Source organism: Mycobacterium sp. IS-3022, assembly GCF_001500065.1.
Taxonomy (GTDB): Bacteria; Actinomycetota; Actinomycetes; order Mycobacteriales; family Mycobacteriaceae; genus Mycobacterium.
This window is the reverse complement of the sequence record NZ_LQIN01000045.1, coordinates 246,795-258,271: the sequence shown is the minus strand read 5'-3', so window position 1 is coordinate 258,271 and position 11,477 is coordinate 246,795. Positions and strand designations below refer to the sequence as shown.

The 11,477-nt window shown below is 67.2% G+C and carries 11 protein-coding genes; 4 read left to right on the top strand and 7 right to left on the bottom strand.

Annotated elements, in window-relative coordinates; translation table 11 throughout:
• Positions 1-49: 49 nt before the first annotated feature.
• Entirely contained in the window at positions 50-406 is a 357-nt protein-coding gene (locus AU188_RS20195) for a hypothetical protein (RefSeq protein WP_059165245.1), read from the top strand.
• 6 nt (positions 407-412) lie between these two features.
• On the opposite strand, the gene AU188_RS20190 is transcribed toward AU188_RS20195, so the two are convergent.
• Entirely contained in the window at positions 413-1,777 is a 1,365-nt protein-coding gene (locus AU188_RS20190; protein ID WP_059165244.1) for a flavin monoamine oxidase family protein, read from the bottom strand.
• A 162-nt stretch (positions 1,778-1,939) separates the two neighbouring features.
• Here AU188_RS20190 and AU188_RS20185 point away from each other — a divergent pair, with 162 nt between their 5' ends.
• Positions 1,940-2,359, top strand: a complete 420-nt coding sequence (locus AU188_RS20185; RefSeq protein WP_172799554.1) for a pyridoxamine 5'-phosphate oxidase family protein — start codon at positions 1,940-1,942, stop codon at positions 2,357-2,359.
• Here the strand turns inward: AU188_RS20185 and AU188_RS20180 are convergent.
• Positions 2,334-2,837: a DUF5994 family protein gene (locus AU188_RS20180; protein WP_286137577.1), complete on the bottom strand. Its 504-nt coding sequence runs from the start codon at positions 2,835-2,837 to the stop codon at positions 2,334-2,336. The genes AU188_RS20185 and AU188_RS20180 overlap by 26 nt on opposite strands.
• 231 nt (positions 2,838-3,068) lie before the next feature.
• On the opposite strand from AU188_RS20180, the gene AU188_RS20175 reads away from it, so the two are divergent.
• A complete protein-coding gene (locus AU188_RS20175; RefSeq protein ID WP_059165242.1) occupies positions 3,069-3,272 on the top strand; it encodes a cold-shock protein in 204 nt (67 codons plus the stop codon).
• A 212-nt stretch (positions 3,273-3,484) separates the two neighbouring features.
• Positions 3,485-4,612, top strand: coding sequence for a fatty acid desaturase family protein (locus tag AU188_RS20170; protein WP_059165241.1), 1,128 nt, complete (start codon positions 3,485-3,487; stop codon positions 4,610-4,612).
• Between the two features lie 8 nt (positions 4,613-4,620).
• Here the strand turns inward: AU188_RS20170 and AU188_RS20165 are convergent, their stop codons facing one another.
• The 5 genes from AU188_RS20165 to AU188_RS20145 all read right to left on the bottom strand — a co-directional run bounded on the left by AU188_RS20165 (position 4,621) and on the right by AU188_RS20145 (position 11,417).
• Positions 4,621-6,255: a fatty acyl-AMP ligase gene (locus AU188_RS20165; protein WP_059165240.1), complete on the bottom strand. Its 1,635-nt coding sequence runs from the start codon at positions 6,253-6,255 to the stop codon at positions 4,621-4,623.
• Positions 6,256-6,448: 193 nt separating this feature from the next.
• Positions 6,449-8,272 (bottom strand): sulfatase family protein, encoded by a 1,824-nt coding sequence (locus tag AU188_RS20160; RefSeq protein ID WP_059165239.1) that lies wholly within the window; start codon positions 8,270-8,272, stop codon positions 6,449-6,451.
• Complete coding sequence (locus tag AU188_RS20155; RefSeq protein ID WP_059165238.1) at positions 8,269-8,718, bottom strand: SRPBCC family protein; 450 nt, start codon at positions 8,716-8,718, stop codon at positions 8,269-8,271. Before AU188_RS20155 ends, AU188_RS20160 begins: the two co-directional genes overlap by 4 nt.
• 51 nt (positions 8,719-8,769) lie before the next feature.
• A complete protein-coding gene (locus tag AU188_RS20150) occupies positions 8,770-9,816 on the bottom strand; it encodes a tartrate dehydrogenase (RefSeq protein WP_059165237.1) in 1,047 nt (348 codons plus the stop codon).
• On the bottom strand, positions 9,813-11,417 hold the full coding sequence (locus tag AU188_RS20145) for an SLC13 family permease (protein ID WP_059165289.1): 1,605 nt from the start codon (positions 11,415-11,417) through the stop codon (positions 9,813-9,815). Before AU188_RS20145 ends, AU188_RS20150 begins: the two co-directional genes overlap by 4 nt.
• Between the last annotated feature and the right edge of the window lie 60 nt (positions 11,418-11,477).

The window sequence follows — 11,477 nt, the reverse complement described above, 5'->3', positions numbered from 1 at the left end:
TCGGCGCCAAACCTTGTGCAGCCGTAGCCCCGCTGCATAAGCTCTGCCCATGGAACTACTACGTAATGTAGTGGTGCTTCTGCACATCGTCGGCTTCGCGGTGACGTTCGGCGCCTGGGTCGCCGAAGCCGCGGCCCGACGATTCCGCACCACCCGCGCGATGGATTACGGCATCTTGGTTTCGCTGCTGACGGGTTTGGCGCTCGCCGCGCCGTGGCCCGAGGGGATCGAGCACAACTACCCGAAGATCGGCGTGAAGCTCGTCATCCTCGTGGTCCTCGGCGGTGTGCTCGGAATGGGCAGCGCGAGACAGCGGCGCACCGGCAATCCCGTACCACGCCCACTGTTCTGGTCGGTCGGCGTGCTGTCCTTCGCCGCGGCCGCCATCGCAGTCTTGTGGGTGTAGCTGTTCTCAGACCACCGCCATCGCTTCGCGCTCCATGACCTCCGTCGCGGCGCGCTCGCCGGAGCGCACGGCGCCGTCGATGAACCCGTACATCACCGACGCGGTTTCGGTGCCGGCCCAGTGGATGCGGCCGCACGGCGCACGCAGCGCGGGACCGAACTCGGTGAGCACGCCCGGCGGTGTGTGGGCGATCATCCCGCCACCGGAGTAACGTTCGACGGTCCAGTTCTGCTCGATGTAGTCCAGCGGTGAAAGCGCCTTGGCGCCAAACCTTTCCGTAACCGCGCTGAGCACCGCGGTCTTGCGTTCGTCGTCGCCGAGCTCGCCGATTCGGCGCGCCTCTGGCCCTTCGGTGATGACGGTCAGGACTCCGGGAGTCCCGGAGTCCGTGCACGAGTCGATCGTGAGGTTCGCCGGCGAACCCGGTGCGAACGACTGGCCGGACAAGCCGTCGGCGCGCCAGAACGGCTCGTCGTACACCAGCGCGATCTTGTAGACCGCTCCGCTCGGCATCCGCTGATGCAGGAACGAGCGGTCGACGGGAAGCATTGGCTCATAAGAGATCTGGGCGGCGATCGAAATCGGCACGGCGACGATCACTCGGCGGGCGTTGACCACCATGTCGTCGGAACGCACCACGACCCCGTCAATGCTCTGGGTGATGCTGCGAACAGGTTGGGAGAGGTGGACGGTGTCGCCGAGCTCGGCCGCGACAGCCCGATGGATGGCGCCCATGCCGCCGACGGGCCGCGCGTCCTCGGCCGCGTCCTTGACGCCCAGTACGAAGCTCGGCCCACCCGCCGCCGCCATCTGGTACAGCACGAACAGCAGCGAGATTTCCGATGCCGCAGATGTGTACAGCCCGGCGACGGCGCTCTCGAGCAGTTCGCGCGCGGGTTTGGACATCGTGTGCCTGTCCAGCCAGGCCGCCCAGCTGAGCTTGTCCCACTTCTGCGCCTTGTCAGCCGTCCACGGTGCGTGCACCGGAATCGATTTGCACATCTGCGTCAGCTCGAGAAAGACCGCGCCGATGTTGGCGACCGCCCACGGGCTCATCGACAGCGGGATCGTTCCCGTGTATCGGTACTTCTTGCCGTCGACGAACATCATCGCGTCGCCGTCGGTGTACTGCTTGTAGCTGGCCACGTTGAATTCGTTCATCAGCCCGTAGATGGCGTCCTGCCCGGGCCCGATCCACGCGCCGCCGCGGTCGATCCAGACCCCGTCGTCCCGGACTGCGGTGAAGGTGCGACCGCCGACGCGGTCGCGCGCCTCCAGCAGCGCCACCGAATGACCTGCCTGCTTCAAACGCAACGCCGCGGTCAAGCCGGCGAACCCGGCGCCCACCACGCAATAGTCGACGTCTGCCATGAGCGGCCCCTTCGGTCGGTTAGAGCCAACGCCGTATTGCCGCCCCTGTCAATAAACCGTTGCTTCGGCAAAAGTGTTGTGATCGGCTCGGACTCACGAGTGCTGGCACGACGCGCGCCGGGCTCCGGGAATGTGATCGCCGATCCGGCAGTTGCGACCGATATGGCCAAGATGACCACCGACGAACGAGAGAAGTTCCTGTCCGACGTCCACGTGGGCGTCATCGCGGTCGAACGCACCGACCGCGCCCCGCTGAGCGTGCCGATCTGGTACGGCTATCAACCCGGCGGCGAAGTTCTGCTGTGGACGGAATCCGGCTCGCTCAAGCACCGGCTGATCAAGGACGCCGGCCGCTTCGCGATCACCGCGCAGGACGAGCAGCCGCCGTACCGCTACGTCACGGCCGAAGGCGACGTCACCGGGATCGACACCGCGGAGGACGCCGTGGTGCGCGACATCGCGATCCGCTATCTCGGCGAGCAGGACGGCAACGCGTTCGCCGACCAGAACCTGACGCCGACGTCGATCGTCATCCGGATGCGCCCGCAGCGCTGGCTCAGCTTCGACTACTCGACGGAGTAGCTTCCGCGCCGCTGACCTGCCGCGCGCACACGACCCGCGCGGCCTGCACGATGTCACACGCGGCGAGACTCTGGGCGGAGTCGGAGTGCCGGCTGTCGACTGGCAGCCCCGCCGCATGCCGCAGCACCATCATCGCCAGAGCCGACGTGGTGGCCGACGGCACCACCAACAAGTTCGCCCGCCCGCGCTCGCCGGTCAGGCTCATCACCCGCTGCGGACGGTTCTTCCAACCGGGAATGGCGGCCACACCGCGGCGGGTCAGCATGTCGAGGTCCGGGACGGCATTCGCCGACGACCAGTTGACCTGGATGTCGACGACGGGCCCCAGCGAGTCGCGCAGCGCCTCGATCAGTTCGGGGAGCTCAAGAGCCATCGACGAGGTTCGCGGCCACCACGCTCCGTCGAGGCCGTCGCAAGGGGAAGCGGCCAATGTGAGCCGGACCGGTCGGGTGCTTCGCCGTTGGCTCGCCGCGGTCACAGGTTTGCATTCATGATCGCCGGACCACGAACCGTATGAGCCACAACACGATGAGAAATCGAAACGGCGTGATGCATCGGCATTTTCCTCGCTTCGAGCCGTCGAAGGCGGGATCGCGTCTTCAGAGGTAACGGTTCGCCGTCGACACTACACCGGCGCCATTTCGCCAGAGTGATAGCCTCGACCCGGATGTTCATCGACATCCGTTCAAAATGAGAGAAGTTGAAAAGTATGGCACAGGGAACTGTGAAATGGTTCGACGGCGATAAGGGCTTCGGCTTCATCGCTCCCGACGGCGGCGCAAAGGACGTGTTCGTCCACTACTCGGAAATCCAGGGAAATGGATTCCGGTCGCTGGAGGAGAACCAACGCGTTCAGTTCGACATCGAGCAGGGCGCCAAAGGACCTCAGGCAATCGGCGTAACCGCCGTTTAGCTTTCACGAGTCGATTGTGGGCTGGTGGGAATCTCCCACCGGCCCACCTTTCGTATCAGGGCTCTGACTCACCGAATCGACACCTCAGGCAGGCTTCTCTAGACTGACGGCAACGCCGACGGCTGCCGTCATCACTTCCGATATCGGCCGGTGGTCCGCAATCACCTGGGCTCCGACTCGAGCCCACCCGCACGAGACCACAGGACGATTTCTTGGCCATCACCGATGTCGGTGCGTACACGCATCTGAGCCGGTCGGACATCGAGGCCATCGGTGCCGAGCTGGACACCATCCGTCGCGACATCGAGGAGTCGCTCGGCGAGCACGACGCGGCCTACATCCGGCGCACCATCAAGTTCCAACGTGCACTCGAACTGGCGGGGCGGCTGACCCTCGGCTGCAGCCGATCGCGGGCCGGCTGGATCCTCGGCACCGCGACGCTGGCCTTCGCCAAGTGCGTCGAGAACATGGAGATCGGCCACAACGTGTCCCATGGGCAGTGGGACTGGATGAACGACCCCGAAATCCATTCCAACACTTGGGAATGGGACATGGTCGCGGTGTCGTCGCAATGGAGGTACTCGCACAATTACCGCCACCACGTGTACAGCAACGTGGTCGGCGTGGACGACGACCTCGGATTCGGCATCATGCGCATCACCCGCGACATTCCGTGGCAACCCGTCCACCTGCTTCAGCCGCTACGAAACATCCTGCTGGCGGGCATCTTCGAATGGGGCATCGCGCTGCACGGGGTGCACTCCGAACGGGACCGTGCGGCCGGTGATGCCGAACAACTGACGCGGGAGAGGATGACCCTGGTCCGCAAGATCGCCCGGCAAGCGGTCAAGGACTATGTGCTCTTCCCGGCGCTGAGCGGGCGCCGCTGGCGCAGAAGCCTGGCGGCGAACCTGGTCGCCAACCTGGTGCGCAACCTGTGGACGTACGTGGTGATCTTCTGTGGGCACTTCCCGGACGGCGCCGAGAAATTCACCGCCGACGTCCTCGACGAGGAGTGTCGCGCCGAATGGTATCTGCGGCAGATGTTGGGCGCCGCCAACTTCAAGGCCGGCCCGCTGCTGGCGTTTTCCAGCGGCAACCTCTGTTACCAGATCGAACACCACGTCTTCCCCGACCTGCCGAGCAACCGCTTGGCGGAGATCGCGGTGCGGGTGCGGGCGATCTGCGAGAAGTACGACCTGCCATACACCAGCGGTTCCCTGGTGCGCCAGTATCTGCTGACGCTGCGAACGATCTACAAGTTGGCCCTGCCGGACCGGTTCCTGACCGCGACGAGCGACGACGCACCGGAAACCGCATCGGAGCGCAAGTTCGCCTGACCGGGTGATCAGTCCACGAGCGACAACGCGTGCGCGCGGCGCAACTTGCCCGACGGCGTCTTGGGGATCATGCCCGGCTCCAGTACCACCACGTTGCGGGGTCGGACGTCGACTTCGGCGAACACCTCATGGGCGACCTGCCGCTCGACGCGGCGCACTTCGGCCGCGTCGGCGAAGTTCTTGCACTCCACCGCCACCGCAAACGTCTCCCGCGACAACCCGGCATCCAGCCGCACGGCGACGGCGCAACCCGGCCGCACCCCGTCGACCCGGCCCGCGGCCCGCTCGATGTCGGTCGGATAGATGTTGCGACCGGCCATGATGATGACGTCCTTGAGCCGCCCGCACACCACCACCTCACCGTCCTCGGTGAGATAACCCAGGTCGCCGGTGTCGTACCAGCCCCGCTCGTCCTGTGCCGGGATGAACCCGGCCACCGTGGTGTAGCCCCTGGTCACCGGGTCGCCGCGGACCTCGATGACGCCGACGCCGCGGGGCGGCAGGTTTGCGCCGTCCTCGTCGATCACCCGCACCTCGAGGCCGTCCAACGGCTTGCCGAGCTTGACCAGCCGGCGGGTGTGACCCTTGGTCGCGGGCACCGCGCGGTGCAGCACGGCCAGCAGGTCGGCGTCGACCTCGTCGACGGCCATCCCGCGGCCGCATTCGGAGAACGACACGGCCACCGTCGTCTCGGCCATCCCGTACGCCGGCACGATGGCCTCGGGGCGCAACCCGAACGGTGCGCCGGCCTCGCAGAGGTCCTCGACGTCGAGCGGGTCCACCTGCTCGGCGCCCGACAACGCCCAACGCAGCGAGGACAGGTCGAACTCGCCGGGCGTGGCCAGCCGTCGCAACCGCTTGGCGAACAGCGTGTAGGCGAAGTTCGGCGCCGCGGTCATGGTGCCCTTGTACTTGTCAATCAGCTTGGCCCACAACAACGTATCGTTCAGGAAGTCCATCGGTGTGACCTTCACCAGCTCGGCGCCGAAGTACATCGGCACCGTCAGATAGCCGGTCATCCCCATGTCGTGGAAGCAGGGCAGCCAACTGATGATCACGTCGGACTGGATGTCGAAATCGCAGCCGACCGTCATGGCCTCGGCGTTGGCGACTATGTTCGCGTGCGTGATCTGAACGGCCTTGGGGGAACCCGTGGATCCCGACGTCAGCTGCATCAGCGCGACGTCGTCGTCGGTGGTCTCGATCGGGTCGATGGACTGGTCCGCCAGCAGCGACTCGACGGTCAGCACCGTCATGCCGAGACCGGCCAGCACGGGTGCGGCCGCCATGAACGGTTCGCTGATGACGACGGCCTTCGCCGAGATCATGTTGATCACGGCGGTGGTTTCCTCGGCCCAGCGCACCAGATCGGTGCGTGGCGTGGGCTGATGCAGCATGGTCAAACTGGCGCCGCGCATCCAGATGCCCTGGGCGGTCGGCGCGATCTCGACGGGTGCGCCGGCCAGCACGGCGATGGCGTCACCGTGGCCGATGCCCGCCGCGGCCAGTCCGCCCGAAATCCGGCTGGCGCGTTGGTTCACTTCGGCCCAGGTGTGCTTCACGGGGGCATCCGGCTCGCCGGTGACGATCCCGTTCGTGCTCCACCGGGCGTTGCGGTACATGGTCTCGGTAAATTGACTCACGACAGTCCTTCAGCCCCCGGGCGCGGCGACGCCATATGTAGGTGTTTGCGGTGGTCCGGCTGGTTTCGCCGGTCCCTCTCGATTACCTAGTGGTCCGTTGCTTCGGCTGAAGCGACGGTGCGGAGCGTGTCAGGCCTCCCGACTGTACGCGCCCGGCGCCTGCTGGTGGAGGCAGCGCGCCGGAGGTGGCTGATCAAAGGTGACGCGACGCCCGTCGATCGCGGCCGAACAGCCGTCGAATCGGCCCCATTTGCGCAGCGGGCGTCTTGCGGGGCGTGTACGGCCATGGACGGTTCCGTTCGGGGACCGATGCCGCACGCGCCTGCTTGAGCTGCATCCGCAGGTGCCGGCGGAGGTCGTGCAGGTCCGGGTCGGCCCACCGGTTGTCGGCCTCGGCCGGGTCCGCGGTCAGATCGTAGAGCTCCCACTGGTCGTCGAGCGGCTCGGTGCGGTAGCTGTCGCCGCCCATGCCGTTCGCCGCGAGATGACGCACCCCGGGCTCGGTCCACGTCGCCGGATCGTCGAAAGTGCGTACCAGTTTCCACACGTGACCCAGCCCGCCCTCGGCGTCGTCGCGGTCCACCCGCAGCACCAAGCCTTCGAAGTTCGACGCGACGTGCTCGGGCACCCGGATACGCAGGGGCGCAGGCGGATTCGTCGTCCGCTTCAAGCGACGAGCCAGACCGGACGCGCCGGTGTCGCCTTCGAGCACGTTGTCGCGGGTCATCAGGTACACCGCGCGCGATTCGTCGGCCGGGGCGCCGTTGACCACCGGCATCAGGTCACGGCCCGGCAGGTCGTGCACCTCGGTGAACGTGTCGGCCAGCCTTGCCGCCACCGCCTCGACGTCGACACCGGCCGCGCCGAGCAGCGTCGGCACGATGTCGACGTGCGACGTCGGCGCCGTCACCGTGCGCGCGGCGGTCGCGTCGGGCCCGATCCGCGCGACGACGAACGGCACCCGCGTCGCCTCGTCGTACAGGTTGAACCACTTCTGGTGCAGGCCGCCGTGGGCGCCCAGCAGGTCGCCGTGATCGGCCGTGCGCACCAGCACTGCATGGTCTGAACCACCCTCGGTCACCGCGCGCCGCACGCGGTCGATCGGGCCGTCGACCTCCGCGTGCAGCCGGTAGTACAGGTCGCGGTACTGCTGCGCCTTGCGGGTGTAGGTGCGGTCGACGGCCGGCGCGGGCCCGTAGCCCGAGTAGTACGCCTCCCGGAACGCGATCTGCGCGGCGGGCTTGCTCGACAGGTCTTCGTCGGCGGTCGGCGCCGGTGGCACCGGCGGCGGGTCCAGCGGCGACGGGCGCATCGGGCTGCGCCGCTGCCACGCCGGGAACAGCACGATGTCGTGCGGGTTGACGAAGCTGGCGACGAGCAGGAACGGGCGCAGCGCCTCGGCGTATCCGGCGCGACGCCGCGCGTAGCGGTCGTTGAGCCACGCCACGACGCGGTCGGCGATCAGCGGGTCGCGCCGAATCCCCGCATTGGCCAGTGGCGCGCCGTGCGGCTCTGGCCCGACCCAGCCCGAAAAGCCATAGGGCGCAAGCGGATCTGCGTCGAGGTAGCGCTGCACGGCTTTCGGGTCGACGACGCCGTTCTCGTCGTTGGTCGCCAGCGGCTGACCGGTTGCGGGGTCGGTCAGATCGGCGTGCGAGATGTGCCACTTGCCGTCGTAATGGGTGTCGTATCCGGCCGCGCGGAACCAGTTGCCCAGCGTCGGCACCTCGTTGCGGCGCAGCCAGCGCATGCGGGAGTCGTCGTAGACCTTGCCGATGCCGTCGGTCTGCGTGACGCCGTGCAGGTCGGGGTAGTGGCCGGTGAAGATCGTCGGACGGCTGGGCACGCAGGCCAGCGACCCGGTGTAGTGCCGCTGAAAGCTCACGCCGTGCTCGTCGAACCACTTGCGGCCGGACAACGTTCGGTCCCGCCATGCGAGGACTTCGGGCGCCTCGTAGGGCGGAACCGCGCGCTCCTCGTCGGTCATCACGATGATGATGTCGGGGCGCTCGGTCATGAGGTCGTCTCCAATCGTTTCGCCAACGCGGCGAGCATGGCGTCGGATCCGCGCGCCAATGCCTGACAGGCCAGGCGTTCGACGAGTTGTTGCGTTCTGCCGCGGCCTTTTCGGACGGTACTGGTGATCGTCACGACGGTCTCGCCGCCGCCGGTGGCCTCGAGGGTCCAGCGGTTGTTGGCCTTGCCCATGACTTTGGGCAGGCCCTCGATGTCATAGGCGAGGACGTACTGCGGGTCGCACTCGGTGATGCGCTCGACCAGGGCGTTGCGGCCGATCTGCACGCGGCGGGTCGTGCCGACCATCGCGCCGTCGGCACCGCGCGCGAGTATGCAGGAGTGGTCGACCTTGTCGAGCCACGAGGCGAGATCGCCGAAATCGGCCAGCACGTCCCAGATCTGCGTCGGGGTTGCCGCGATGACGCGGCTGCGGTCGATTTCGGCCACGGCCCCACCGTACGCGCAATCGATGTCGGGATCAGGCGACTTCGGCGACCCTCACCGCAAGTGCGCGACGAGCGCGTCGGTCACCTCGGCCGTCGACGCCCGGCCGCCGAGATCAGCCGTCCGGGTCTCCGGTGTGGCCAGCGTCGACTCGACGGCGGCCATCACCTCAGCTGCGGCGGCGTCGTGCCCGAGGTGTTCGAGCATCAGCGCCGCCGACCACACCGCCCCGACCGGGTTGGCGATGCCTTGGCCGGCGATGTCGGGCGCCGAACCGTGTACCGGTTCGAACATCGACGGGTACTGCTTGGTCGGATCCAGATTCGCCGACGGCGCGATGCCGATCGAGCCGGCCACCGCGGCCGCCAGGTCACTGAGGATGTCGCCGAACAGGTTTGAGCCCACCACGACGTCGAAGCGCTGCGGCTGCAGCACGAACTTCGCGGCCAGCGCGTCGATGTGCTCGCTGTCGAACCGAACATCCGGGAACTGCGCCGCCCGTTCGGCGACCACCTCGTCCCAGAACGGCAGCGTGTGCACGATGCCGTTGGATTTCGTCGCCGATGTCACGTAGCTGCGTCTGCTGCGCGCCAGCTCGAACGCGAAGTCGGCGATGCGGCTCACTCCCACCCGCGTGAAAACCGACTCCTGTACGGCCATTTCGTCGGCAAAGCCGCGGTTCAACCGTCCGCCGATCTCGCTGTACTCACCTTCGACGTTCTCGCGTACCACGACGAAGTCGACGTCATCCGCCGTCCGTAACGGGCTCGCGACACCGGCGAACACCCGGATCGGTCGCAGGTTCACGTACTGGCGGAAGGCCCGGCGGATCGGGATCAGCAAGCCCCACAGCGACACGTGGTCCGGAACCCCGGGGGAGCCGACCGCGCCGAGCAGGACCGCGTCGAACCCGCGCAGCGTGTCGATCCCGTCGGCGGGTATCATCGCGCCTTCGTTCTGGTAGCGCCGGCACGACCAGTCGAAATCGGTGTAGGACAAGGCGATACCGTGCTTTGCCGTTACCGCGTCGAGCACCTGGCGCGCCGACGCGATCACCTCCGTGCCGATCCCGTCGCCCGGGATGACCGCGATGTCGCTCATGTGCCCAGCCCCAACAGGCCGATCATCATCGGCAGGAAGATGATGATCAGGATCGCGCCCGCGATGTCGAACGTGATGCCGGATCGGATCATCTTCGTGATCGGCACGACGCCGGAGCCGTAGACGATCGCGTTCTGCGGCGTCGACACCGGCAGCATGAAGCCGAACGACGCCGCGAATGTCGCTGCCAGCGCCGGCACGAACGGGTTCACCCCGGCGGCGACCGCCACCGGAATGATGATCGGCACCACCACGGCCGCCGATGCGGTGTTGCTGGTCGTCTCCGACACGACGATCGCCAGCAGGACCGCGAACACCGTGATCGCGACGCTGCTCGACAGGCCGAGCGCATCGTCGACCGACGTTCCGATGGTCTCGGCCAGGCCGGTCGACGAGATCAGCGAACCGAAGATGATGCCCGTGCCGAACAGGATGATTGTGCCCCAGTCGATTTCGGCTGCGTCTTTCCAGCGCAGCGTGAACTCGCGACTCTGCCAGTCGGTGGGCAGCAGGAACAGCAGCGATGCGCCGAACACGGCGACCACGCCTTCGTCCAACCGGTCGCTGACGAATTCGTACACGTTCGATTCGGTGCCCGCGACCAGCGCGAAGATGCCGGGCAGGATCCACAGCGTCACCGTGACGGCGAACGCGATCAGCGTGTTCTTCTCCGCCCGCGACAGCTTGCCCAGCTTCTCCCGTTCGCCGGCCACGTACTCGGCGACCCCGTCGATCCGCTTGATCTCGGGCCTGTTCAGCCGCAACAGGACAAGCGCCAGCAGGGCGAACATCAGCAGGCAGATGGGAATCGCCATCACCATCCACTGGCCGAAGCTGATTCGCTCACCGGTGGCCTCTTCGATCAGCCCGCGGCCGATCAGGTTCGGCGGACTGCCCACCGGGGTCAGCAGGCCGCCCACGCTGGCGCCGTAGGCGAGCATCAGCATCAAGGCCGCACCGACCCGCAGCCGCTGCGGGTCGAAGTCGGCTTCGACGTCGCCGCGCTGTTGCAGCAGCTTGGCGATGACGGACAGGATGCCGATGGCCGTCGGCAACAGCATCGCCACGGTCGCGGTGTTCGACACGAACGCCGACAGCAGACAGGTGATGGCACCGAACGCGATGATCACCCCGGTCGTCGAGCGGCCGGCGCGCGGCAACGCCAGGATGCGGAACGCGAACCGCCGGGCCACACCGTGTTTGAGCATCGCCTGGGCGAGGATGAACGCGCCGATGAACGTGAAGATCGTCGACGACCCGAACGGGCCGAGCACGTCGTCGACCGGCGCGACACCGAGGAACACCGCGACCGCGACGCCGAGCAGGCCGCCGATCGGAATCGGCACCGCCTCGCTGATCCACAGCGCGATCACGCCGAGCAGCACGGCGGCCAGCACCTGCTGTTCGCGCGGAATGTCGATCGGCAGGAGGAGGAAGACGACGGTCAACAGCGGGGCGAGGAACAGCCCGACGGTGCGTCGGGCCTTCTCGAACCGTTCCTCGCGGGGGGACAGCTTCTGCTCGCCGAGGCTCCGGTATGTCGCGCTGCCGAGTAGGGCCTTGTCGACGTCGGTCGGCGTGACGTGGTTCTCCGCGGTCATCACAGGCTCCGTCCACCCGGGCTGGCGTATGCGCGACACCACAGTCGCATGCCGAGCGCT